The sequence below is a fragment of the Xanthomonas sp. NCPPB 1062 genome, from assembly GCF_041481705.2.
GTDB lineage: Bacteria > Pseudomonadota > Gammaproteobacteria > Xanthomonadales > Xanthomonadaceae > Xanthomonas > Xanthomonas euvesicatoria.
Genome location: NZ_CM192987.1, coordinates 1239018 through 1264542, shown reverse-complemented (window position 1 = coordinate 1264542; position 25525 = coordinate 1239018). Strand labels below are relative to the sequence as shown.

14 protein-coding genes are annotated in these 25525 nt (G+C 64.5%); 2 read left to right on the top strand and 12 right to left on the bottom strand.

The features are described from left to right. Positions 1-155: 155 nt before the first annotated feature. On the bottom strand, positions 156-632 hold the full coding sequence (locus ACCQ16_RS05575; protein ID WP_008571577.1) for an Hsp20/alpha crystallin family protein: 477 nt from the start codon (positions 630-632) through the stop codon (positions 156-158). A gap of 162 nt (positions 633-794) precedes the next feature. On the opposite strand from ACCQ16_RS05575, the gene ACCQ16_RS05570 reads away from it, so the two are divergent. Together ACCQ16_RS05570 and ACCQ16_RS05565 are read left to right on the top strand one after the other, a co-directional pair. Continuing rightward, positions 795-1277 (top strand): peroxiredoxin, encoded by a 483-nt coding sequence (locus ACCQ16_RS05570; RefSeq protein WP_008571578.1) that lies wholly within the window; start codon positions 795-797, stop codon positions 1275-1277. Between the two features lie 40 nt (positions 1278-1317). Beyond that, on the top strand, positions 1318-1878 hold the full coding sequence (locus ACCQ16_RS05565) for a ferritin-like domain-containing protein (protein ID WP_008571580.1): 561 nt from the start codon (positions 1318-1320) through the stop codon (positions 1876-1878). A gap of 348 nt (positions 1879-2226) precedes the next feature. Here the strand turns inward: ACCQ16_RS05565 and pbpC are convergent, their stop codons facing one another. The 11 genes from pbpC to prpB all read right to left on the bottom strand — a co-directional run bounded on the left by pbpC (position 2227) and on the right by prpB (position 25484). Next, on the bottom strand, positions 2227-4647 hold the full coding sequence (gene pbpC / locus ACCQ16_RS05560) for a penicillin-binding protein 1C (RefSeq protein WP_372380226.1): 2421 nt from the start codon (positions 4645-4647) through the stop codon (positions 2227-2229). A 390-nt stretch (positions 4648-5037) separates the two neighbouring features. After that, positions 5038-5985 (bottom strand): glycerophosphodiester phosphodiesterase family protein, encoded by a 948-nt coding sequence (locus ACCQ16_RS05555; RefSeq protein WP_218499383.1) that lies wholly within the window; start codon positions 5983-5985, stop codon positions 5038-5040. Positions 5986-6129: 144 nt separating this feature from the next. Then, complete coding sequence (locus ACCQ16_RS05550; protein WP_277572807.1) at positions 6130-9132, bottom strand: TonB-dependent receptor; 3003 nt, start codon at positions 9130-9132, stop codon at positions 6130-6132. 326 nt (positions 9133-9458) lie between these two features. Then, on the bottom strand, positions 9459-14360 hold the full coding sequence (locus ACCQ16_RS05545) for an alpha-2-macroglobulin family protein (RefSeq protein ID WP_277572806.1): 4902 nt from the start codon (positions 14358-14360) through the stop codon (positions 9459-9461). Positions 14361-14907: 547 nt separating this feature from the next. After that, positions 14908-15915 carry a nucleoside hydrolase gene (locus tag ACCQ16_RS05540; RefSeq protein ID WP_277572805.1) on the bottom strand — a complete coding sequence of 336 codons (1008 nt, stop codon included), beginning with the start codon at positions 15913-15915 and terminating at the stop codon, positions 14908-14910. Between the two features lie 76 nt (positions 15916-15991). Beyond that, positions 15992-18208, bottom strand: a complete 2217-nt coding sequence (locus ACCQ16_RS05535; protein WP_218505308.1) for a TonB-dependent receptor — start codon at positions 18206-18208, stop codon at positions 15992-15994. Between the two features lie 515 nt (positions 18209-18723). Then, entirely contained in the window at positions 18724-19923 is a 1200-nt protein-coding gene (prpF, locus tag ACCQ16_RS05530; protein WP_011346646.1) for a 2-methylaconitate cis-trans isomerase PrpF, read from the bottom strand. 113 nt (positions 19924-20036) lie between these two features. Continuing rightward, the gene (locus tag ACCQ16_RS05525) at positions 20037-20594 is read right to left on the bottom strand and encodes a hypothetical protein (RefSeq protein WP_127172092.1); all 558 of its coding nucleotides are present in this window, start codon (positions 20592-20594) and stop codon (positions 20037-20039) included. Between the two features lie 9 nt (positions 20595-20603). Further along, positions 20604-23198 (bottom strand): Fe/S-dependent 2-methylisocitrate dehydratase AcnD, encoded by a 2595-nt coding sequence (gene acnD, locus ACCQ16_RS05520; RefSeq protein WP_372380225.1) that lies wholly within the window; start codon positions 23196-23198, stop codon positions 20604-20606. A gap of 160 nt (positions 23199-23358) precedes the next feature. Continuing rightward, positions 23359-24513 carry a bifunctional 2-methylcitrate synthase/citrate synthase gene (gene prpC, locus ACCQ16_RS05515; RefSeq protein WP_008571591.1) on the bottom strand — a complete coding sequence of 385 codons (1155 nt, stop codon included), beginning with the start codon at positions 24511-24513 and terminating at the stop codon, positions 23359-23361. A 74-nt stretch (positions 24514-24587) separates the two neighbouring features. Then, positions 24588-25484, bottom strand: coding sequence for a methylisocitrate lyase (prpB, locus tag ACCQ16_RS05510; protein ID WP_031421450.1), 897 nt, complete (start codon positions 25482-25484; stop codon positions 24588-24590). Between the last annotated feature and the right edge of the window lie 41 nt (positions 25485-25525).

Below are 25525 nucleotides of genomic sequence, written 5' to 3'. Positions count from 1 at the left end.
CGCTCCAGGTCCAGCGTCGCGCGACGGCCAGTTCCGGCATGGCATGAGGTGCCATGCGAAACTGCCGGGCGCCTGGCCAGCCTGCACGCACAGTACAGGCCGGCCCAGCGGACACCGCGCGCCTGCACAGCGCGCCGCCGCGACGTTCCTTACGCTTACTGCACCGTGCTGCCGCTGGTGCTCTGACCGTTGCCCACCTGGATACGGCGCGGCGTGGCGGCCGGGCGCTTGGGAATGCGGATTTCCAGCACGCCGTTATGGCCCGCAGCCGTGATGCCATCGGCATCGGCGCTGTCTGGCAGCGCGAAGCGGCGATGGAAGCTGCCGTGACGGCGCTCAATGCGCGAAAAGCGCTCGGTTTCGGTGCTGGATTCGCTCTTGCGCTCGCCCTTGATCGACAGGATGCCCTTGTCCATCTGCACCTCGATCTGGCTCGGGTCGATGCCCGGCAAATCGGCGTACAGCACGAAGTGATTGGGCTCTTCCTTGATGTCGACGCGCGGCACCCACTGCGCGGTCACCACGGCCGATTCGTCGGTGTCACCGTTCTGCTCGAAGAAGCGATCGAACACATGCTTGATCTCGTTCTGCAGCGCGTGGGTGGGAAATTGGGGATAACGAACGATGTTCATTGAAAGCCTCCAAACAGGTTGATGACGGGGCCGGCGACTACGCGGTGCGCGGTTGCGCCGGCCATGTGCGTCAGATAGGCGTGGCCGCACGGATTTCAAGCGCGTTGACGCGCTTTTCCCCTACCCCTTTCTAGAATCCGTTCAGCCACAGGAGCTAGCCGCATGACCATCCACGTTGGTGACCGCATTCCCGAAGTCGTGCTCAAGCGCCTGCGCGATGGCATCGAGGCTATCGACACCCACAGCCTGTTCGCAGGCCGCAAGGTGCTGCTGTTTGCGGTACCGGGGGCCTTTACCCCCACCTGTTCGGCCAAGCACCTGCCGGGCTACGTGGAACACTTCGAGCAATTCCGCAAGCGCGGTATCGAGGTGTTGTGCACCGCGGTCAACGACCCGTTCGTGATGCAGGCCTGGGGACGCAGCCAGCTGATTCCCGACGGCCTGCACCTGTTACCCGACGGCAACGCCGAACTGGCGCGCGCCCTGGGCCTTGAAATCGACGCCAGCGGCTCGGGCATGGGCCTGCGCTCACGCCGCTACGCGCTGTATGCAGACGACGCCGTGGTCAAGGCGTTGTTTGTTGAAGAACCCGGCGAATTCAAAGTCTCTGCAGCCGATTACGTGCTGCAGCATCTGCCGGATTGAGACCCCTTTCTCCCATCACTCAGAAGGAAAACGGCCAGCCATGTCTGATCAGCCAGCCACCAAAACTCCCGCCGGTATCACCGACACTGCCACCTTGCGCGCCCGCGCGCGCCAGAGCATCGAAGACGGCGCCATCACCGAGAGCTACCACGCCGATCGCGAGAAGGTGATCGAATTGCTCAATACCGCGCTTGCCACCGAATACGTGTGCACCTTGCGCTACTACCGCCACTATTTCATGGCCAAGGGCATGCTTGCCGACGCAGTGAAGGGCGAGTTCCTGGAGCATGCGCAACAGGAGCAAGAGCACGCGCACAAGCTGGCCGAGCGCATCGTGCAGCTGGGCGGCGAACCGGATCTCAATCCGGACACCCTGACCAAGCGCTCGCATGCCGAATACAAGGAAGGCACCGACCTGCGCGACATGGTCAAGGAAAATCTCATCGCCGAACGCATCGCCATCGATAGCTACCGGGAGATGATCGACTTCATCGGCGACAAGGACACCACCACCAAGCGCATTCTCGAAAGCATCCTGGCCCAGGAAGAAGAGCATGCCGATGAATTTGCCGACATGCTGGAAGGCTGGATTGGCGAGTGAGTTGAGTTCTGCGATGTAGCGCTGCGTTGCGATGAAGATCGCAGCGAGTTGAATTGAAATCGATTCAATGATGAGACAGACAGGGCAGCGCCTAGAGCGCCCTGTCTGTCTTTTTTTGTGCCGCCAGATTGCGCGTAAACGGTCGCGTCCCGAATGAGCAACGACCGCATGAGGCGGCCAGATCCCGACACGCCGCCGCCTTCGTCAACGCCTCTGTAGGAGCGCACCTGGGCGCGATGACGCATTCCCGGTAAGGCCTCTTCGCGCCCAGGTGCGCTCCTACACGTTTGTCGTGCGCAGCAGGTCTGCCGCCAAGCACGGGGCGGCCGCACCTGGTTGGCGACCCGGTCAGCGCAACACGCGAAAGCGCAACTGCGTCCATGCGCCATCGCTGGCCATTGCGGTGAGCGTGTGCAACCCCACTTCTTCGAAATCGCGCTGAAACCCTTGTCTTCCGGTGGTTTGCGCAATCCAGCGGCCATCCAGCAGCCAATCGATTCGCGCCTCGCTGCCCAGCGCACGTAACTGCAACCGCACCGGGTGCGCGGCGTCGTTGGCCCGCGCAAGCGTGGCGCGGTCGCTCAAGCCGTCGATGCGTAGCACCCCGCCACCGGTCATGCGCCCGTCCGGCATGCAATCGTCAGCCAACGGCGGCAGTTGTGCGGCGGCGCGTTCGGATGTACTGAGCCAGGGCGAGACCAACGCTGGCCAACGCGCCACCGCGCGCGGTGCACGCGCATGCGGTTGGCTGCATTCCTGCGACAACCGCTGACCGCTGCGCGCATCGGCCTCGAAGCGCACCTGCCCGCTTTGCCAAAGGCGCGCATCGCGCTCGGCAAAGGTGGGTGGCACCGCACCGTCGAGTGCATATGCATCGGCACGACGTGCGCACAGAGCCGGTGGCGTTTGATCGGCAGCGCCGCCCAGCGGCCAGCAGATGTCGATTGCCTGCACCGAGGGCGGCATCGGCAATGGCGCACTGTCGCCAGCACTGCGGGGCAAGGCATCGATGACTTCGAACATCAACGGCAATGCGGTGACCGCACCGTATTGGCCCGGCAACGGGGTGCCGTCCGGCCGTCCTACCCAGACGCCGACGGTGTAACGCCGCGTTCCGCCAATGGCCCATGCATCGCGGTAGCCGTAACTGGTGCCGGTCTTCCACGCCACGCCTGGGCGTGCAGTAGTGTCGAAAGTACCGCTGCCGTAGCCGGGCCGCGGATTACTTTGCAAGATTTCGCGCACGATCCACGCTGCACCCGGCGACATCAGGCGCCGATCGATGCGCGCGTCATCCGGCGTATAGCGCACGCGTCCGGCAATGCCGCGGCGATTGAGCGCGGCGAACGCGCCCACCAACTCCTGCAACTGTGCGCCGGTGCCGCCCAGTATCAAGGCCAGCGACGGCGTGCTGCCGGAGGGAAAATGCAGCGCAATCCCGGCATTGGACAGTCGCGCAGCAAAGCGCGCCGGGCCGATGCGATCAAGCAGATCCACCGCCGGTACGTTCAACGACAGCCGCAACGCCGTGGCCGCGCTCACCGGGCCGTTGAACGCCGCATCGAAGTTGCCGGGCCGGTAGTCGCCAAAGCTCTGCGGCGCATCCACCAGCAGGCTTTCGGAATGGATCAGGCCATCGTCCAGCGCCATGCCATACAGGAAGGGCTTGAGCGTGGAGCCGGGCGAGCGCCATGCCTGCACCATGTCGACATGACCCAGGCGCTTGCGGTCGCCGAAACTGGCCGAGCCCACATAGGCGCGCGCCTCCATCGTGGCGTTGTCCACCACCAGCAATGCCGCGGAAGTGCGCTCCGGCAGCTGCGAAAAATACGTGGACACGCGCTCTTCCAGCGTGCGCTGTAATTCCACATCCAGCGTGGTGACGATACGCGCCGCACGCGGCTGCGCACTGTGCAGGCGCTGCGCCAGCAACGCGGCATGCAACGGTGGTTTGAGCGAGCGGGTGACCACCGGTTCGATGCGCGCATCGTCCACCTGCGCGCGCGACCACACGCCCAGCTCGACCATGCGATCGAGCACCTTGTCGCGTGCGCGCTGCGCGGCTTCGGGATGACGGTCCGGGCGCAACCGGCTGGGCGACTGCGGCAATACCGCCAGCAACGCGGCCTCGGCGTGCGACAAGGCCCTGGCCGGCTTGCCCAGATACGCCCAGCTGGCCGCCTCCACCCCTTCGATGGTGCCGCCATAGGGCGCACGCTCCAGATACAGCATCAGAATCTCGTGCTTGCTCAGGTGCGCTTCCAGCTGCAACGCGCGCAACAATTGCTTGGCCTTGCCCCACGGTGTGCGCGTATGCGGGTCCAGGATGCGTGCCACCTGCATGGTCAGTGTGGAGCCGCCGGACACGATGTGGCCCTGCCCGATCCACTGCCCACCGGCACGCAGCAGACCCCAGGGATTGACGCCCGGGTGACGCCAGAACCAGCGGTCTTCGTAGTTCAGCAGCGCCTGCAAATACAGCGGCGAGACGCTCTGCGGCGTGGCGGGATAGCGCCATACGCCATGACGGTCGGCGAATGCACGCAACGGCGTGCCGTCGCGCGCAACCACCAACGTGGAGGTATCGCGGGACTTGGGCAACGGCAATGGAAAAGCCAGATCGAGCAGCAGCATGACGCTCAGCAAGGCCGCCGCACTCAAGCGCAGCCACCGCAGCCAGCGACGTCGGTTGCGGGCCTGATGGTTCGGCGCTTGCGGGCGCGGCTGCGTGCGGTCCATCCCTGTTGGTGCCTGCGGCTGTTCATCCATTGCGCAAAGCATGCAGGGCAAAACGCGTTTCGGCCACTCCTACGCGGCTCGGGCCTGGCGTATCGGCAGCGCGATCAGCCGCACAGCCAGCCGGACAAGCGACGGGCGCAAGGCCAGGCACAGCCCGTGAGCGACATGCGGACCTGCCTGCGCGCAACCGTCTGATCCTACCTGTGGCCACCGCATGCAGGTGACTGCGATGATCAGCCGCTCACGCCGAAGGCGCGGCCGGCGCACTTCGGCAGCAGCACGCATTGGCGGCAGCTGGTGGCGATGCCCACGTGCGCACTTCGGTAGACGTTATGTCTCGTCCGTCGAGTTGTCTGGTGCACAGCGCGCCGTGCCAGACCTGGTTGCCGCCGCTTGGGACGGCGGCCTAGTCGCTTCCGCTCAGCGCTTTTCCAACGTGGCGCGGTAGCGCAACAAGGCTTCCGGTGCATCGGTCTGGATGATCGACACACCGTCGCGGTACATCCGGCCCCAGACCTTGTCAGGGTCGCGCTCGGCGTCCGCATCGCCGCCATAGCCGGCAATGAAGCCTTCCCATAACGAATTGACCATCAGCCGCACGTTGTGCGCCTTGCTCACCGCTGCCAGGGCCGGCAATTGCGCGGCAGTCATCTTGGGTAACTCGAATGCCATCGGACGCGCATTGCGCGTCTGTGCCGTTGCAATGGCCGCAAGATCGGCATTGCCATGCGCGTTGATCAGGATCGGGAAGAAGTACACGGTATTGAAGGGCGGCATCGCAGCCAGTGGCGCGGTAGAAATACCGGCTTCGGCCTTGACGATCACCTGATGCTGCATGCCGGCGCGTGCGACCGCGTCGATCACCTGCACGTAGATCGCGTCCTTGACATCCAGGTTGAGCAGGATGTGCCCCTTGGCCTTGGCCAGCATCTGCTCGAGCGTGACCACGCGCTGGTCGGTCAGCGGTGCCTGTGCACCGCCTTCGTCGCTGCGCAGGCGTAGCTTCTGCAGATCGGCCAGGGTCAACTCGGAGAGCTTGCCGGTGCCATCGGTAGTGCGGTCCACGGTGGCGTCATGCAGCATCACCAGGCTGCCGTCGGCGGCACGCCGCACATCGGTTTCCATCACATCGGCGCCGATGGCGATGCAGCGCTCCAACGCCGCCAGCGAATTTTCCGGTGCGGTCTCGGTGAAGCCATGCTGTGGCGCGGCGGCATGACATCCGCGGTGCGCCACCACGACGAGGCCGCCCTGCGGGTTGGTCAGGCGCGCCTGGATCGCGGCCACGCCTGTCGGTGCGGCACTTGCTGCAGTGGTCACGACTGTGCACAGCACGGCGGCGAGGACGGCAATGGGGCGTGATGTCATCGAACAACTCCAAGCAGATGTTTGCAAACGGTAGCGCGGCGGACCGGCGTTGCCGCGCGTCGCACACGCGGCTGAAATTAAGCGGGTGGACGGCAGGCATCGATTTCAGGATGGCAGGCTCCGCCACCTCTTGCCCGACTGCCCTCACAACGTGGGCGTGAACCGCAGACCCACCCAATAGGTGGTGGGCACCGAGTAACTGTCCTTGAGCAGATTCTGCCCGGGGCCGGTCACGCTGGTGATGCGGCTGTGGGTGATGTTGCTGACCTGGCCGATCAGGCTCAACTGCTTGCTCACCGCATAGGTGGCGGTGAAATCCAGTTGCGAACGCGGCGACCAATACAGGTCCTGCCAGTCGATATTGCTGACGACCGAGCGCAGCGCCTTGCCTTGCCGGTTGTAGGCCGCACGCAGTTCCAGCCCACCGGTGTTGTAGAACAGCGTTGCGTTGACGGTGTAATCGGGCTGACCGACCAGATTGTCGAGCGTGCGCTCGCGCTGGGTCAGGCTGCTGCCGCTACCGACGCTGTAAGGCACGTCCAGGCTGCCATCGAGCAATGCGAGGTTTGCGCTGAAACCGACGCCGCTCAACCACGGCGCGACCGGCCCTAACGTGTTGACGATGCCGTTGAACTCCACACCACGGATGCGCGCCTTGGCGGCATTGGCCGGTGTGCTGATCAACGCATTCGCATACGTGGTGCCGTCGAAGGTGAAGCTATCGGTGCGCGAGAGCGTGAAGATCTCGTCCTGGATATGTTTGTCGAAGACGGCAGCGGATGCGAACGCATCGAAATCGCCGGGAAGGCGCCATTCCAGCGACAGGTCCAGGTTGTTGGATACGCGCGGCTTGATGTCGGGGTTGCCGATGGTGACGGTGACGCCCTGCGCATTCGGGTTGCCGGCGTCTGTCGTATTGACAAAGCCGATGGAGGTGCGCGCCGCATAGGCGTCGTACGGCGGGCGGCCCAACGTGCGGCTTGCACCGGCACGCAGATCCAGCGCATCGGTCAGGTGGTAGGTCATCACCGCCGAAGGCAGCAGATAGTCGTAATCCGCACTGGTCGGGTTATCGACGTACACGTAGTGATTGGTTGCCGCATCCAGCTGCCGCTGGCGGCCCACCGTGTCGAGCTTGGTGCTGTCGAAATGCACACCGGCCTGCGCGTTCAAGCGATCGCTGCGATAGCTGACCAAGCCATAGCTGCCGAAGATTTTTTCGGTATGCGTGAAATTATCCTGGTTGCTGAAGGCCTGCTGGTCGGTGCTGTTGAACGCGCTCAACGGCGTGGCCGCCAGCACGCGATTGGCCTTGTTCGGGTCGATGCTCAGCAGGTTCAAACCGGCATAGCGCATCGGCGCCCTGCCGGTGCCCACCACGTCGGCCAGGCCGAACGCCGGCGCCGTCGTATTGGGCTGATACTCGACGCGATAGATCTCATAGGACGGCTTGTCGGTGGTATACGACACGCCTGCCGCAAAACCGATGCCTTGATCGCTTTCGCCTTGATTGAAGCCGTAATCGAGCCGACCGGTGAGGATGCGGTCGGACGCGGTGCGTTTATAGTCCGGGCGCCAGTACGACAGGCTGTAATTGTCCAGGTCGTCATACGCTTGCGGCGACACGCCGAAGCGTTGATCCAGGCCGGAAGTTTCGTAATTGAACGCATAATTGGGCGTGGCATTGATGGTCACGCCACTGCCGGTCTGGCCCACCGGCACCGGTGCCGGACGCGTGATGCCGGTAGCGTACTTGATCATGCGAATCGGCTCGTCGTAGGTCGCATCCGACCACGCGCCACGCGCGGAAAGCTGTTGGCGATCGGTGGGCCGCCAGATCGTTCCCAGCTGCGCCACCTTGGTACGCGTGGTGACGATCTGGTTCGAATAGCCCACCTCGATGTCGCCACCGGGATAACTGCCGGAGGTTGCGGTTTGATTGAAGACCTGGCCACGGTTGCGCGGGTCGATGATGACCTCGTTGCGCTCCATGTCGTCCTTGAAATAGTAGTAGCCGGCCATGGCGTAGGCTTCGAGCGCCGCGCTGGGCCGCATCTCTAACTTGCCGGTGAGGCCATAACGGTCGCGCTGATCTTGCACGTACCAGTATTTATCCTGCTGCGGCACCGCCCAGCCATTGCCGAGATTGTCGCCGGTCTGCAACACACCGCTGTTGTCGTAGAACCCGTAGTGCACCGTGTCGGTGGTCATATGGGTTTCGGTGTAGCTGCTCAGTGTTTGATAGTTGGCAGACACGGTGAGACCGTACTGCTGCTCGCTACCGAAGGTGCGGCTGCCGGTGGCGTTGACGCGATAGCCCGGATCGTCCTGATCGCGCGGCTTGCCCACATCGTTGGCGTGGCCTAGCGCCGCCTCGGCGCTGAAGAACGGCTTGCCACCGTTTTCGAACGCGCTGCGGGTTTTCAGGTTGATCGCACCGCCGGTGGCGTTGGGGTCCAGGTCGGGCGTGAAGGTCTTGACCACCTGCAATTCGCTGACCATCGAGGCCGGCAACAGATCCAGGCGCACACCGCGGGTGATCGAACCGAGCGTGCCGTTCGGTGTACCGGGCGAGGCGATGGTGAGCCCGTCGATGGTGACGTTGTTGTATGACGGCCCCAGGCCACGCAATACCGGCGTGGCCGCTTCATCGCGCGGATGCTCGTTGTCGGTGGCAGGCAAGACGGACAAGCCCGGCACGCGCCGCAATGCCTCAACGATGGTGCTGTCGGGCAAGGCACGCACGTCGGTGGCGCTGATCACATCGGTGATATTGGTGGCCGCACGCTTGCTTTCCACCGCAGCCGCGTTGGCGCGGCGCACGCCGGTGACCTGCATGGCATCGAGGGTTTGTACGCCGGTTTTGGCCATGTCTGCGGCAGTTGCATCTCTGCTAGGTGCGTCGCTGTTGGGTGCCTCGCTTGGCGAGGCTGTGGTCGCGGGGCCAGAGAGTTTTCCTAGGGCTGACGCTGTCTCGACAGGTCGCTGGCTCTCGTTGGATGAAGCACCGGCTGGGCGCATCGCTGACGCCAGGCGCGCGGAGTCGGATGAGGTAGCGACACTTTGAGCCTGCACGCCAGGCGAGCATGCTGCGATGGCCACAGCGAGAACGGACAGGTGCATACGGTACGGATCGAAGCGCTGCATGGAATCCCGTAGGTCGCGCAGCAATCATGCTGCGCTGATGAGAAAGCACGCCACCGTAGAGCGTAAAAATGACCTTTGCGTGTCGCTACCATCGCACCGAAAAGACAAGGCGCAGCGATATCGCTGCATGCGAAGCAAGCACTCAGCGGCTACCGGGAAACATCGCAAGCGCCCTGCAAAAGCCCCTCTACTTGCGGGAGAGGGGTTGGGGTGAGGGTACGGGCGAAGCCACTCATGCCATGCCAACGACACCAGGCTTCGCTCGTCCCCTCATCCGCCCCTGGCAGGGCCCCTTCTCCCGACGGGAGAAGGGCGAACGCGTCGCCTTACGGCTGCACCACCGTCATCGTGGCTGGCGTGCTGCGCCCCACACCACGCAACTCCGGCCGGTACATGTCTTCCACCAGCGAGGGCGGCACCGTGTAGGTCCCCGGGGTGACGGCACGCACCAGGTAGTACACCTGCGCCTTGCTGCCCGAAGACAGCGCCAGCGCGGCCACATAGCGGTCGTCGCGGAACTCTTCGTGCTTGACGTCGGCGGCGCTGGACCGCTCGCTGATGCCGATGCCGTCCACCACCACGTCGGCCCATTGCTTGGCATCGCCCAGATTGAAATTCTCGATTTCCAAACCGGCCGGCAACAGGTCGGTGAGCAAGGCGTCGGGCATGCTGCTGTTGGCAGTGATGCTGACGCGCACGATCAACGCTTCGCCTTCCTTGAGTGGACGCGGGGTCCACGGCTTGCCGTCGGTGGTGTACCAGCTGCGCTCCACGCTGAGATTGCGCGTGTCCGGTTCCGGTGCGCTGCGCGGAATGCCGGCCACTTCCAGGCTGGCGTACATCGGCGCCTCGCCTTGTGGCGCGAACTGCACGCCGCGCGCCAGGGCGGCACTGTCGAAACTGCGCCCGAACACGCGTGCCGGTGCGATCTGCTGTACCTGGTCGCCCACCGTCAAGCTGCCGGACACCTGTTTGCCCTGCCCGACCATCAACGCCTTGCCCAACCGCGCAAGCGCCACTTGCTCCTGCGTGCTCAGCCACAACCAACCGGTCGCGCGACGTGCATCCAGCGCGCGGCCCAGGGCCACCGCGCGGGTGTCGTACTCGGGCTTGGACAAACCGCGTTCGTGCAGCAACGCCATCATCAACGCGTCGTCGCGGATCGCGCTGCCGTAATCGCCGAAGTACGGCGGACGCTCGCTGCTGTCCTTGGCAAACCCGGCCTTGATCGCCGCATCGCCACGCTTGGTATCGCCCTGCAGCGACAAGGCGATGCCCAGATGCACCAGCGACAGGCCCGTCAGCGCCTTGTCGCGCTGGTTGTCGTACAGCGCGCGCAGCGTGCCCAGCGGCGCGCGGTTGACGCGTGCCAGTACGTAGCCGGACCAGGCCTGATTGGCGAACTTCAAGTTGTCGCGACGGTCCTGCCCATAGAACTCGTTGCCACCGGACAACAGATCTTCGCTCAGGCGATTGAGCGCCTTCTGCAGCACCGTGTCGGGCACCGCAAAACCGGCCTCCTTGGCGTCGAGCAGGAATTCGGCAATGTATGGGGTCAGGCCCGGATTGACGTGGCCATCGTCGCCCCACATCGAAAAATGCCCGCTGGCGATCTGCATCGACGCCAGACGCCCGAACGCGCCTTCCATGCGCTCGCGGCGCTTGGCCGCCTCCAGCCCCTTGGTGCCGAGCGTTCTGGCGGCGGCATCGTCGAGCAGCAGCGCCGCATAGCCCTTGCTGGTGGTCTGCTCGGCGCAGCCGTACGGATACTCCAACGCGCCCTGCAATGCGCTGGCGAACGGAATCGGCGGCAACGCGCTGACCACCATGCGCGCGGTCACCGAGCCGGCCATCAGGCCATCGGCAAAGCCGCTGTCCAGGGTGATCGGCGCCAGCGGGTCGAGCACGCGGGTCTGTGCCCGCAACACCTGTGGCCAGCCGGCGCGCACCGGCAGCTCGTAGCTGCGGTCGGCCTTGAAGCCATTGCCATCCACGCGCACGCGCACCTTGGCCACGCTATAGCCTTCGGTGGCGCTCAGCGGGAAGCTCAGCGTCTGCTTGGCGTCCACGCCGAGCTTGACGCTGCGCGACGCCTCGCCGATGGCGAGCGGGCCAATGCCCTCCACACGCACGCTGAATTCGCCCGGCTTGCCGGTGAAATTCTGCACGTCCAGCGTCACCGTGCTGCGGTCGCCCGGTGCCATCACGCGCGGCATGCTGGCTTCGGCCAGGATCGGCGCACGCACGATGGTTTCCATATCGCGGTTGCCGTAACGGGTATCCGAGTACACCAACGCCGACACGCGCAAGCTGCCATTGAAATCCGGCACCGGCAGTTGCACGCGCGCATTGCCCTTTGCGTCGAGTTTTACCGAGCCGGAAAACAGGTCAACCGTCTGCACGCGCGCGGTCGGGCGCTTGGCCTGCGGCAAGGCTTCCAGCGCCATGTCGCCGCCGAACTTCAGCTTGCCGCTGGCGCCTTCGAAACTTTCGATCACCCGCCCATAGATGTCGTACGCATCGGTCCCCAGACGACGCTGCGCGAAGAACTGTGCGTTGGCATCGGGCACCGGGAAACGGGTGATGTTGAGGATGCCCACGTCCACTGCCGAAATGGTCACGTGCGCGGCCTTGCCCGCCAGTTCGGGCACGCTCACCGTCACCGGCAACGGCTGCTCGGGCCGCATCTGCTTGGGCGCGGACAAGCCCACCGCCACCCGCCGCGCCTTGCGGTCCATCGGCACATAGGCCACGCCCACCGCGCGTGCCGGGGTGATCTTGCTGGGCGCACTGCCGCCGCGGAAGACCAGTGCGGTGACATACACATCGTGGCGCTCCCACGCCTCGGTCACCGGAATCTCGAAGCTGCTGCCGGGCTTGACGTCGATGTCCTGCACGTACAACAGCTTGTCGCTTTCCACCAGCAGCACGCCCTTGCCGGCATGCGGCGGAGTCAGCGTGACCTTGAGCGTGTCGCCGGCACGGTAGCCGGTCTTGTCCAGCGCCAGCTTGACCTTGTCCGGGCGCGCATCCAGGCCACGGTTTTCATCGTTCCAGCTCCAGCCGGCGCGGAACGGGTAACGCGTGGTCAGCCCGCTCGCCGGGTCGAATACGTCCAGGCGGTACTCGCCCCATTCCACCGGGAAATCGATCTTGGCATTGACGCTACCCACATCCAGCGTGCGCGTGTCCTTGTTTTCGAAGCGACGGGTGAAGTCGTAATCCCAGTGGTTGTCGGTGTAGTTCCAGTGGTAATCGCGCAGCTCGCGCACCAGCGTGACCTTCAGGCCCTTGGCCGGCTGCGGTTTGCCGTCGGCATCCACGCGGGTCACTTCGAAGCGCGCCGTCCCATTGGCATCGGCGCCGTCGGCGTCGTCGAACAACGGGCGCACGCCGACCAGCGCCTTGGCCGGCCACAGCACGCGCTTGAGGGTGCGGGTGACCGTGCGCCCGCCGGTTTCGTACACGCTACCGGAGACGACCGCGGCAATCGTGCTGACCGGCTTGGCCTCGTCCGGCAATGCGATGTCTTCGTGCAGGATGCCGTCGCCGCCGAATTCGGTGTCGATCACGTCCCTGGCTTCGCGCGGCAGCTCCAGCGTGGGGTCGCCGAAGAACCAGCCGGGCAACGCTTCGAGCGGATGCTGCTCCACACTGACTGCCAGCTTGGCGGTGAAACGGTTGCCAGCGGCCGGTGCGCCGTACAGATACGCGGCATTGGCCACCAGCTTGAACGGCTGGCCGGCGCTCAAGGTCTTTTGCGTGCTGTCCAGGTCCAGCTTCATGCGCTCGGGCAGGAACTCTTCCACGCGCACGGTCATGCCCTGCACGGCGTCCTTGCTGGCCGGATCTGTGCGAAATTCCACCTGCCAACGGCCGGTCGGTGCATCGGCCGGAATCTGCTGGGCGAATTCGAAGTAGCCCTGCTCGCCCGGCAGCAGTTTGGTCTCGCGGAAGGTCTTGCCGTCCGGCTGCTTCAGGCGCAGGAACACCGGTTGCGGCTTGGTCGGTTTGCCGTCGTTGTCGCGCAGGATCGCCGAGACGCGCATGGTCTCGCCGGGGCGATACAGATCGCGACCGGCCCAGGCGAACACATCGAACCACGCGCCCTGGCGCCCGGCCACGGCGAACTCGCTCAGATCCAGTGCGGGCTGGTTGAACGGCAGCAGCGTAATGTCGGTCTTGCTGCGTGCGGTCAGCACATGGCCGGCGTCGAGCGTGTAGTTGAGCAGCGCATTGCCGTTACCGTCGGTCGCCCCTTTCAGGAACAACTCGCCCTTGGCATCGAGGATGCGCAGCTCCGCGTTCTTGACCGGCTCGCCGCTCTGCAACGAGGCGGTGTGCACGAACAACTTGTCCTTGTAGGCGCGCGTATGCAGGCCGATGTCGCTGACGGTAAAGAACGCGGTGTCGAATTCGTTTTCGAAACTGCCGGCGCGCTTCATCACCGCGAAATACAAACCCGGTTCCTGCAGTTCCTTGATGTCCTGCGTCGGCAGGTAGGTCAGCACACGCTCGTTCTGCTTGCCGCCAAGGATGAAGCGATTGACGTAGACCGGGTCGGCCAGCTTGGACAACGGCTGGTTGCCGCTGTATTCGCTCTCCAGATCCCAGCTGCCACGGCGCCCGCCACGCTGGAACTGCTGGAAGAACGCCGGCAGCGACTTCTCGCGCACGCGCAGGAACTCGACGTCCACTTCCGGCACGTTCACCGACACCACCGGCAGGCCACGGCTCTCGCGCGCCGGCAGCACGCTGCCCTGCGAAGCGAACCCGGCCACAGGCTTGAGTTCGCCGGTGTAGACCTTTTGCTTGAGTGGCTTGCCCAGGCGGCTGCCGTCGGCGGCCAGCAGGTTGGCGTCGACCAGTACGGTGTAGTCCTTGGCCGCTTCGACGTACGGGTAGCGCAGCGTCTTGCCGTCCTCGGACAGCGTCCAGCTACTGTCGCCCGTGCCCACCTTTTCTTCGAAGCGCACCAGCGCATCGAAATCCTGCGTGCCGACCAGTGGCCGCGAGAATTCCAGTGCCAGCGACAGGCCGTCGCTGGTCTGGTCGGGATAGGCACGCGCCAGCGCGAAACCGGTGATGGCCTGCTTTTCGGCCTTGATCGCCTCGCCACTGGCGGCGGGTAGCTGACCGCTTTCGTTGCGCTTGCACGCCACCGCGCCGATCGCCACGGCCAGCAACACCGCCCACAGCACAACCCGCCGCGTGCCCGACCGCATCATCCGTGATCCCTGGCTGTCCATTCGTGCTACTCGCAATGTGAGAACGCAAGTATAACGACGCTGCGCATCTGGCTGATGGCGCCGATGCGACGACGTGGCTGCTTGCCGATGGGCGGCAAGCGTGCGCTGCTGGCGAGCGATGCGATGGCAGACTGGCGGTGAGCGCAGTGGTCTGGTACTCGCGCTTGGAGCGACCGCCGAACCACGTCATGCCGCCTGGCGCAGGCAGCTGGACTGCGACTTGCCTGCAGGGCCTCGCTCGTTCTGTCATCGCGTCCATCGAATGCCAACAATCGATCCGCGGCAGCACGCGAGCCGAGTGACCCGCGTTCAGTTGGTCAGCAGCCAACTGTTTAGCGCGGTGCCCTCACCGCTTGCGGGACCGATGGCGGCATGGATGACGCCATCGATCCCCCACGGACAGGTTCACGGCGTGTCCCGTGATCGGTGAGGGCACCGCGCTGTCGACCAACCCGGCTTTGGGCTAGATCACAAAGAGCTGCAAAGAAGCACTCGCCGCGGGATCAGGCATGACTCTTTGTGTTCCTCATTCTCCGTGCAACTCCAACAACGCACGCATGTACATCTCGATCAGCGCCGGCTTGTCCACGTGCAAACAGGCCTGCACATTGGGCGCACCAGCCCCTTCGCGGGTATAGCCTTGCGCATCCACGTCCAGATGCAACGGCGTGGTCGGGCACAGCGCCGGGCGTAGCAACCAGGCCACCGGCACCACATCGAACAACGTGGGCGTGGCACTGGCCCAGGGCTGGTCGGTGTTGCGCCACTGGTAGTACAGCTGCGTGAGCGCATCGGTCAGCCCGTCGCCATGCGCAAACAGTGCGATGCGCTCGGGTTCTTCCAGGGTGATCTGCGTGGCATCCAGTGGCAACAGCACGATTGGCACACCAGATGAGAACACGCGCTGCGCTGCCGGCACATCGGCCAGGATGTTGTACTCCGGCGCCGGCGCACTGGCCGGACGATACGCAGACTTGCCATAACCCACCCGCACCGATCCGCCCATCGCCACCACACGCTTGAGCTTGGCAAAGCCGACCGGGTCACGTTGCTGCGCCAGCGCCGCATCGGTCATCGGCCCCAGCACCAGCAAGGTGACCTCGCCCGGATGCTGGCGCGCCTGCTGCAGGATCATCGCGGCCGCATCCGGCAGTGCCGCCGGCAACTGCCCCTTGGCCGCCCAGCGCGCCTGGCTGAAGGCGATGGTGCTGGTGGTACGCGCGCCCGCTGCCAGCGGAATCTCGCTGCGCCCGGCCTGCTGCAACAACCGCTGCAGCAACTGCGCACGCAACGCGGTGTCGCCCCATGTCGATGCGATGCCCAGCACCTGCAACTGCGGGCGACGCAGCAATAGCCCCAACGCGAAGGCATCGTCGATATCGTCGCCAACGTCGGTAGAGACCACCACTTTCTCGGCCTGCACCGATGCCAGCGTGGATTGCACGGCCGCGGCCGACTGCTGCGCCACCGCGGTTGTCGCCACGCACCACAACATCGCCATCGCTACCCACGCGCGTTGCCAGGTCCGCTGCATCTGCCCACTCCTGCTGCCATAAAAAAACCGCCGGCATGATCGCCGGCGGTTCGATAGTGCTCCACCAAAACGCCGATCAGAAGTTGGCGCGGAACTGCGCACCCACGATGCGCGGGTCGTTGATGAAGCCGGTGAGGTTGTTGAAGTCGATCGCACCGGTCACGCGGATCTGATTGGTGCAGTTGCGGCAGAACACCGACAACTCGTACGCACCCGCGCCCCAGTTGTAGCCGATCTTGGCGCCACCTTCGACCAGCGGCTGGCCGGTGAATTCCTTGGAGTCGTACAGGAAGAAGTTCACTTCACTGCGGTACGACCAGTCCGTGTAGAAGAACAGCTCGCCGTCGTTGCCCATCGGAATGCCGTAACGCAGGGTGGCGTTGGCCATCCACTTCGCTGCCTGCGGCAGGTCGTTGCCGTCGATCACCGCACGGCCGGCCGCGTTGATCGGGTCGGTGACCGTGCAGGTACGGCAGATGCCCACCGACAGGTTCGGGTCGTCGATGCGGGTCCAGTTGTAGGCGCCGCCGGCGGTGACGCGCAGGTTCTGGGTGAGCAAGGCTTCGAAATCGAACTCCGCGCCGCGGGCCTTGGTCTTGTCGGCATTGAGCAGGCGGATGTCGTTGGACGCGCCACCCACCGCCGTGAGCTGCTGGTTCTTCACCCGGAAATCGTAGATGTCAAAGCTCAGGCGCGCGCGGTTGTCGAACAGGTCCGACTTGATGCCGACCTCGAACGAATCCACCGTCTCCGGCTCGGCCACGGTCAGCGGCGCGGTGCCCGACGGCACGCCGAAGCTGGCGCCGCGGAAACCGCGTGCGGCACGTGCGTACACATTGACGGCGTCGTTGATGGAGAACGTAGCCGCCAGATCGCCGGTGACCTTGGAGTTGTCGGTCTCGCCGCTGGACGGTTCGACCAGGGTGACGCGGTCCAGCGCCAGCACGTCGAAGGTCTTCTTGTCGTAGGTGTAGCGGATGCCGGCGCGCAGGTTCAAACGGTCGGTGGCCGCGTAGTTCAACGAGCCGAACGCCGCCCAGGAGGTATTGCGCTGGCGGGTCAGCTGATAGCTGGCCAGATCACCGCCGCTGAGGGTGTTGTAGGTGTAGTTTTCGCCTTCCACATCGTCGTGGAAGTAGTACAGGCCGGCCTGCCAGTTGAGCGGGCCGTCGTACTGCGATTCGGCGCGCACTTCCTGGCTGTACTGGTCCAGGCTCTTGATGCCGCCGGCGGTTTCCACCGGGAACGGAATCACGCCCGGGCCCGACGGCGGCGCAAACACCGCGCCGAAGCCACCGTCGATATCGCCACGGCTGTAGTACTTGCCGATCCCTTCGTAGGCGGTGATCGAGTGCAGCGCGATGTCGCCCAGGTCCCAGGTCAGGTTGGCGCTGCCGCCGTAGGTCTGCAGTTCCTGGCGGTTGCCACCGTCGATGAAGGATTTTTCCGCATCGAAGCCATCCACCAGCTGATTGGTACCGGGCTGGATGATGTTGGCGCGGAACAGGCGCGCGGTACCGTCCAGATGGCGCGCATGCGCATTGAACAACGCGCTGAAGTCGTCGCTGGCCTGGTACAGCAGCTGCAGGCGCACGGCCGAATCGGTATAGCCTTCCAGGTCGCGGCCGTCGCGGTTTTCCACCCAATCGTCGCGGCGCTGGCCCAGCGTGGACAGACGCGCTGCCCAATGGTCGCCCATCGCGATGCTCAGGCCGCTTTCCAGGGTCATGGTGCCGTAGGTGCCGTACGACAGGCTGGCGTAGCCGTCATTGGCGCCGATGGTCGGCTTGACCGAATTGAACTTGACCACGCCTGCCGGCGTGTTGCGGCCGAACAGCGTGCCTTGCGGGCCGCGCAGCACTTCCAGGCCTTCCAGATCGAAGATCGGGAAGCCCTTCAGGAAGGCGTTTTCCTGCACCACGTCGTCATAGATCAACGACACCGGCTGCGAGGCGTAGGTGTTGAAGTCCGTATTGCCGTAGCCGCGGATGTACACGCGCGGGAACACACGGCCGTTGGACGATTCGATGTTCAGGCTGGGCGCCTTGCCGGCCAGCACGCGGATGTCCGAACCGCTGGTGGAGATGGCGTCCAGGAACTCCGGGCGCAATACCGAGGCGGAGACCGGCACGTCCTTGGAGTCTTCCGAACGCCGCTCGACCGTGACCTTGACCGCATCCAGACGCACGACGCCGTCGTCGCCGGGCGTCTGCTGGGCAGCGGCATGGAGCGGAAGAAGGGAAACGACGGCAACGGCAAGCGCGCTGATCTTGAGCGACCGGCTGGCGGACATGGGAAGAACTCCGGATTCTGGTGGCGGGGCGGCCCGGCCTGCGTGCCGCGGTGCAACAGAATTAACACGATTTACACAATTATGGCAGGGCGCGTGCGAAAAAGTTTCCAGAATTCGAAATAGCGTTCGAATTAATGCAACACGGCAGTGCGTTTTACACGATGGCGAAAACGGAGGCTCGTTAGCGACGCTGGCCACGCTGCCATTTACTGCGCTGTGGTGGCCAGCGCCAATCACTTGGGGGCGCAACAACATCGATCAATGGCATCGGGAATGACCATCCAGCGTGGACACACGCCGGACTGAAACGCAGATGTTCCGGGTTCTACGCGTATGCCTGGAAGAGCCGATGCGGAGCAGATCCGGCTAATGCGGGCAGCGCGACGCCGGCTCCGCATCGCCACCAGGCGTGCCCGACCGACGCGATGCACATCTCGCACACCAGCACCGATGAAGCGCCTCGCACGCCAGGCATGTGTCGCCTGCATCCACGCGCGCCAACACCCTGCGCAGGCCTATCCAACCTCGGCAACAGGCGCCGGCACCCTGACCCACCCCTCCATCAACACCCGCGCACTGCGGCTCATCAGCGCCTTGGTCACCTGCCACTGGCCCTCGACCAGCTGCGCCTGCGCGCCGACCCGCAAGGTGCCGGATGGATGCCCGAAGCGCACCGCCGAGCGCGCCGCACCGCCGGCAGCCAGATTGACCAGCGTGCCCGGCACGGCTGCAGCGGTGCCGATCGCCACTGCTGCAGTGCCCATCATCGCGTGATGCAATTTGCCCATCGACATCGCACGCACCAACAGATCGATTTCGGCCGCGTGCACCGGCTTGCCGCTGGACGCGGTGTAGTCGGCCGGCGGTGCCACGAAGGCGACCTTGGGCGTGTGTTGCCGTGTCGCGGCGTCTTCCACCTTCGCAATCAAACCCATCCGCACCGCACCGTGCGCGCGCAATGTCTCGAACATGGTCAAGGCGCGCGGGTCGCCATTGATGGCGTCCTGCAGCTCGGCCCCGGTGTAGCCCAGGTCGCGCGCGTTGACGAAGATGGTGGGAATGCCCGCATTGATCAGCGTGGCATCGAGCGTGCCCAGCCCGGGAATTTCCAGTTGATCGATGACGTTGCCGGTGGGAAACATCGCCCCGCCCTCGCCTTCGGCATCGTCGGCCGGGTCGAGAAATTCCAGCTGCACTTCGGCTGCAGGAAAGGTCACGCCGTCCAGTTCGAAGTCGCCGGTTTCCTGCACCAGCCCATCGGCCATCGGCACATGCGCCACAATCGTCTTGCCGATATTGGCCTGCCAGATGCGCACCGTGGCTACGCCATCGCGTGGCACGCGTGCGGGATCGATCAAACCGCCGGCGATGGCGAATGGTCCCACCGCCGCCGACAGATTGCCGCAGTTGCCGCTCCAATCCACGAACGCGCTGTCGATGGACACCTGCCCGAACAGGTAGTCCACATCATGCCCATCGCGCGTGCTGGCCGACACGATCACGCTCTTGCTGGTGCTGGAAGTGGCACCGCCCATGCCATCGATCTGCTTGGCATACGGATCCGGGCTGCCGATCACCCGCAACAACAGCGCATCGCGTGCAGCGCCCGGTTGCTGCGCGGCCGCGGGCAGATCCTGCAGACGGAAAAACACGCCTTTGCTGGTACCGCCGCGCATGTAGGTGGCGGGGATGCGGAGTTGGGGAGCGAATGCCATGCATGTTCCTTGGAAACGACGTGCGGACGTGATGTCAATGATTTTGCCTAATGCATCTGTACGGCCTGGTCAAGCGTCACCATGACAGTCGCAGGCACGCCTTGCTGCTCAGGTCATAGCGGCAGTTGCGTCTGCTCCGGCATGAGCCCCTCAGGTCGCAATGGCCAAGATCCGATGGGTACATAGCGATACGGTCGCCCACCGCCTTCAACCAACAGCACCTCGGTGGCGTGCCAGATGATGGGCACGATTGGCTGGTTGAGCTTACCGGGCGCTGCATAGCTGATCGTTACGTGCGGCGTGTGTCCGCCCCCAACATGCAGGCCTTCCGCACGCAGGGCTGCTGCGATGGCAGCCTGCAATGCAACGAAGGCAAATGGCGTGCCCTCTGCCCGGAATGCCCAATGCACCGGGTCGGTTCCGCCACTGGTGATCCTGTTCAAGCAGAACGTCACTGCCTGAGCATCGAGACGATCGCCCGCGCGCAGCATTGCGGCACGCGCAGCCGACCCTTCAAACCGATCCGAAACCGACTGATGCCAGTTGCCTGGATCGAAGTACGCGTCCGCAAGCATTGCATCCAGGCGGTGTGCGGCCACGACACCGGCCATCGCTTCAAGCACCTGCGGTGGCGGCTTGAGCATGAAGATCAATCGCGAAGAATCGGCCATGGTGCTGCCCTATGCGGCCCTGTTTGCCTCAAGAAAGTCCTGCGCAAACCGCTGCAAGACGCCACCGGCTTCGTAAATCGACACTTCCTCTGCAGTATCCAGGCGGCAAGTCACCGGCACCTGTAGTTGCTCGCCATTGCGCCGGTGGATCGACAACGTCAGCGTGGCGCCGGGCGTGCGCTCACCCACCACGTCGAAGGTTTCGCTGCCATCGATGCCCAGGGTCTTGCGATCGGTGCCCGGCTTGAACTCCAGCGGCAGCACGCCCATGCCGATCAGGTTGGTGCGGTGAATCCGCTCGAAGCCTTCGGCGACGATCACTTCCACACCGGCCAGCCGCACGCCCTTGGCCGCCCAGTCGCGCGAAGACCCCTGCCCGTAATCGGCGCCAGCGATGACGATCAGCGGCTGCTTGCGCGTCATGTAGGTTTCGATCGCCTCCCACATGCGCAGCACCTGGCCTTCCGGCTCCAGCCGCGCCAGCGAGCCGGCCTTGACCTGCCCATCGACCACCGCCATTTCGTTGATCAATTTGGGGTTGGCGAACGTGGCGCGCTGTGCGGTGAGATGGTCGCCGCGATGGGTGGCGTAGGAATTGAAGTCCTCCTCCGGCACGCCCATCTGCGCCAGGTATTGCCCGGCCGCACTGCCGGCCATGATCGCGTTCGACGGCGACAAGTGGTCGGTGGTGATGTTGTCGCCCAGCACGGCCAACGGGCGCATGCCGCGTAGCGTGCGCGCACCGGCCAACGCGCCTTCCCAATACGGCGGACGCCGAATATACGTACTGGTCGGGCGCCAGTCGTACAGCGGGTTCACGCTGACCCCCTGCCCCACGCTGCGCTTGAACATCGGGTCGTATACGCTGCGGAAGTGTTCCGGCTTGACGCTGCGCGCCACCACCGCGTCGATCTCGGCATCGCTCGGCCACAGGTCCTTGAGCGTGACCGGCACGCCGGCGGCGTCGATGCCCAACACATCCTTCTCGATATCGAAGCGCACCGTGCCGGCAATGGCGTAGGCAATCACCAGCGGCGGCGAGGCGAGGAACGCCTGCTTGGCATACGGATGGATGCGCCCATCGAAATTGCGGTTGCCCGAAAGCACCGCTGTGGCATACAGATCGCGATCGATGATTTCCTGCTGGATCGCAGGATCCAGCGCCCCGCTCATGCCATTGCAGGTGGTGCAGGCAAACGCCACGATGCCGAAGCCCAACTGCTCCAGCTCGCCCAGTAAACCGGCCTCTTCCAGGTACAGCTGCACGGCCTTGGACCCCGGCGCCAGCGAGCTCTTCACCCACGGCTTGCGGGTCAATCCGCGTGCATTGGCGTTGCGCGCCAGCAAGCCGGCAGCGATGACATTGCGCGGGTTGGAGGTATTGGTGCACGAGGTGATCGCTGCGATGATCACGGCGCCATCGGGCATCTGCCCCGGCACCTGCCCCCACGCACCGGCAATCCCACGATCCGCCAGCTCGGTAGTGGCCACGCGTTTGTGCGGATTGGACGGCCCGGCCATGTTGCGTACCACGCTGGCCAGATCGAACTGCAGCACGCGTTCGTACTGCGCGGTGGCCAGATCGTCCGCCCATAGGCCGGTATGCCGCGCATAGGTCTCCACCAACGCGACCTGCGCATCGTCGCGACCGGTCAAGCGCAGGTAATCGATGGTTTGCTGGTCGATGTAGAACATCGCCGCCGTCGCACCGAATTCCGGTGTCATGTTGGAAATGGTCGCGCGGTCGCCGATGGTCAGTGCGCGTGCACCATCGCCATAAAACTCGAGATACGCGCCGACCACGCGCTGCGCGCGCAAGAATTCGGTCAATGCCAGCACGATGTCGGTGGCGGTGATGCCCGGCGCCGGCCGGCCGGTCAATTCCACGCCGACGATGTCCGGCAGGCGCATCCACGAGGCGCGCCCCAGCATCACGTTCTCCGCTTCCAACCCGCCAACGCCAACCGCGATCACGCCCAGCGCATCCACGTGCGGCGTATGGCTGTCGGTGCCCACGCACGTATCCGGAAACGCCACCCCGTCCAGCGTGTAGATCACCGGCGACATCTTCTCCAGATTGATCTGGTGCATGATCCCGTTGCCTGGCGGAATCACTTCCATGTTCTCGAACGCACGCTTGGTCCATTCGATGAAGTGGAAGCGATCGGCATTACGACGATCTTCCACGCTGCGATTCTTGGCGAACGCCTGCTTGTCGAAGCCGGCGTATTCCACCGCCAGCGAGTGATCCACGATCAACTGCACCGGCACCACCGGATTGACCTGTGCCGGGTCGCCGCCCTGCTCGGCAATGGCATCGCGCAAGCCCGCAAGATCCACCAGCGCGGTCTGACCCAGGATGTCGTGACACACCACCCGTGCCGGAAACCACGGGAAATCCAGATCGCGCTTGCGCTCGATCAATTGCCGCAGGTACGCCTCCAGCAGTTGTGGCTCTGCCCGCCGCACCAGGTTCTCGGCATGCACGCGTGCGGTGTATGGCAAGGTTGCATACGCACCGGGCTGCAGCGCATCGACGGCGGCGCGTGCATCGAAGTAATCCAACGAGGTGCCCGGCAAGGGCTTGCGGTACTGGCTATTCATGGCTGGCGATATCGAAGCAGGCGGGGGGAAATCGGGGATCGGGAATCGAACTTGGCGTTGCAGAGGTTTGCAAGTCTTGCTGCTGACCTGGCTTGCGAGGTCCGATCGCCTTCATCGAAGGCGACCGAAACCCAGAAATCAGCGGCTGCGCAAAGCGTCCTCAGCTGCGCTGATCCAGCGGCACGAACACCTGATCTTCCGGCCCGGTGTAATTGGCCGAGGGGCGAATGATCTTGCCGTCCATGCGCTGCTCGATGATGTGCGCGCTCCAGCCGGCTGTGCGCGCCAGCACGAACAAGGGGGTGAACATCGCCGTCGGCACGCCCATCATGTGGTAGCTCACCGCACTGAACCAATCCAGGTTCGGGAACATCTTCTTGATGTCCCACATGACGCTCTCCAGACGCTCGGCGATGTCGTACATCTTGCGGCTGCCCTGCTCATCGGACAGCTCGCGCGCCACCTCCTTGATCACCTTGTTGCGCGGGTCCGACACCGTGTACACCGGATGTCCAAAGCCAATCACCACTTCCTTGCGTTCCACCCGCGCCTTGATATCGGCTTCTGCTTCGTCCGGGGTGTCGTAGCGCTTCTGCACTTCGAACGCCACTTCGTTGGCGCCGCCATGCTTGGGGCCACGCAGCGCACCGATGCCGCCGGCGATGGCGCTGTACATATCGCTGCCGGTCCCGGCAATCACGCGGCTCGCAAAGGTGGATGCATTGAATTCGTGCTCGGCATACAGGATCAGGCTGGTATGCATCGCGCGCACCCACGAATCCTTGGGGGCAAAGCCGTGCAGCAGGTGCAGGAAATGGCCGCCGATGGAATCGTCGTCGGTCTCCACCTCGATGCGCTTGCCGTTGTGGCTGTAGTGATACCAGTACAGCAGCATCGAACCGAGTGAGGCCATCAGTTTGTCGGCGATGTCGCGCGCACCCGGGTGGTTATGGTCGTCTTTTTCCGGCTGCAGGCAGCCCAGCACCGACACGCCGGTGCGCATCACATCCATCGGATGCGCCGACGGCGGCAACTGTTCCAGCGCAGTTTTCACCGCTGCCGGCACACCGCGCAGCGAGCGCAGCTTGGCCTTGTAACCGCGCAGCTCGCCGCTGTTGGGCAGCTTGCCGTGCACCAGCAGGTACGCGATTTCTTCGAACTCGCTGGTGGTGGCCAGATCGAGAATGTCGTAACCGCGGTAATGCAGATCGTTACCGCTGCGCCCCACCGTGCACAGGGCCGTGTTACCGGCGGCAGTGCCGGACAGGGCAACGGACTTTTTCGGCTTGAAACCAGCAATAGCAGTGTCGTTCATGCGATGAGCTCCCAAACTGTGTGGTGTCGCGGTATGGCGTGCGAGGTGGCAATGAGATGATCAGCAGCGCGCAATCATGCGCCTTTGCGCGCAAACAACGCATCCAGGCGCTGCTCGTAATCGTGATAGCCGATGCGCTCGTACAGCTCTTCGCGCGTCTGCATGCTGTCCAGCACGCCCTGCTGATGACCGTCGCGCCGAATCGCGGCATAGACCGCCTCGGCCGCCTTGTTGGCTGCGCGAAATGCCGACAGCGGAAACAGCTGGATCGCCACGCCAGCCTGCGCCAGCTGGTCGCGCGTAAACAACGGGGTCTTGCCGAACTCGGTAATGTTGGCCAGCACCGGCACGCCTACCGCATCGACGAAGCGCTTATAGGTGTCCAGGTCGTAGGCAGCTTCGGCGAAGATGCCGTCCGCACCCGCTTCCACGCAGGCGATGGCACGTTCGATCGCCGCATCCACGCCTTCCATCTGGATTGCATCGGTGCGCGCAATCAGGAAGAACGCCGCATCGGTCTTGGCATCGGCCGCGGCCTTGACCCGATCCACCATCTCGCCCTGGCTCACGATCTCCTTGCCCGGCCGGTGACCGCAGCGCTTGGCGCCCACCTGGTCTTCGATATGGCAACCGCCCGCGCCGGCCTTGATCAGCGACTTGATGGTGCGCTCGATATTGAACGCGCTCGGCCCGAAGCCGGTGTCCACGTCCACCAGCAGCGGCAGCTCGCACACGTCGGTGATGCGGCGCACGTCGATCAATACGTCTTCCAGCGTATTGATGCCCAGGTCCGGCAACCCCAAGGACCCGGCCGCCACGCCGCCGCCGGACAGGTAGAGGGCCCGATAGCCGGCGCGCTGGGCCAGCAGCGCATGGTTGGCATTGATCGCGCCGATCACCTGCAGCGGCGATTCGGCAGCCAGTGCAGCGCGAAACCGCGTGCCAGCAGAGGGAGTGGACGAGGACGTCATGGCGGTTCCTTGGATGGGATCACCGTGCAGGCGCAAGCACC

Excerpts from the sequence above, each read along its gene's own strand:
- ACCQ16_RS05575 (WP_008571577.1), bottom strand. The coding sequence starts at position 632 with ATGAACATCGTTCGTTATCCCCAATTTCCCACCCACGCGCTGCAGAAC.
- ACCQ16_RS05570 (WP_008571578.1), top strand. The coding sequence starts at position 795 with ATGACCATCCACGTTGGTGACCGCATTCCCGAAGTCGTGCTCAAGCGC.
- ACCQ16_RS05565 (WP_008571580.1), top strand. The coding sequence starts at position 1,318 with ATGTCTGATCAGCCAGCCACCAAAACTCCCGCCGGTATCACCGACACT.
- pbpC (WP_372380226.1), bottom strand. The coding sequence starts at position 4,647 with ATGGATGAACAGCCGCAGGCACCAACAGGGATGGACCGCACGCAGCCG.
- ACCQ16_RS05555 (WP_218499383.1), bottom strand. The coding sequence starts at position 5,985 with ATGACATCACGCCCCATTGCCGTCCTCGCCGCCGTGCTGTGCACAGTC.
- ACCQ16_RS05550 (WP_277572807.1), bottom strand. The coding sequence starts at position 9,132 with ATGCAGCGCTTCGATCCGTACCGTATGCACCTGTCCGTTCTCGCTGTG.
- ACCQ16_RS05545 (WP_277572806.1), bottom strand. The coding sequence starts at position 14,360 with ATGATGCGGTCGGGCACGCGGCGGGTTGTGCTGTGGGCGGTGTTGCTG.
- ACCQ16_RS05540 (WP_277572805.1), bottom strand. The coding sequence starts at position 15,915 with ATGCAGCGGACCTGGCAACGCGCGTGGGTAGCGATGGCGATGTTGTGG.
- ACCQ16_RS05535 (WP_218505308.1), bottom strand. The coding sequence starts at position 18,208 with ATGTCCGCCAGCCGGTCGCTCAAGATCAGCGCGCTTGCCGTTGCCGTC.
- prpF (WP_011346646.1), bottom strand. The coding sequence starts at position 19,923 with ATGGCATTCGCTCCCCAACTCCGCATCCCCGCCACCTACATGCGCGGC.
- ACCQ16_RS05525 (WP_127172092.1), bottom strand. The coding sequence starts at position 20,594 with ATGGCCGATTCTTCGCGATTGATCTTCATGCTCAAGCCGCCACCGCAG.
- acnD (WP_372380225.1), bottom strand. The coding sequence starts at position 23,198 with ATGAATAGCCAGTACCGCAAGCCCTTGCCGGGCACCTCGTTGGATTAC.
- prpC (WP_008571591.1), bottom strand. The coding sequence starts at position 24,513 with ATGAACGACACTGCTATTGCTGGTTTCAAGCCGAAAAAGTCCGTTGCC.
- prpB (WP_031421450.1), bottom strand. The coding sequence starts at position 25,484 with ATGACGTCCTCGTCCACTCCCTCTGCTGGCACGCGGTTTCGCGCTGCA.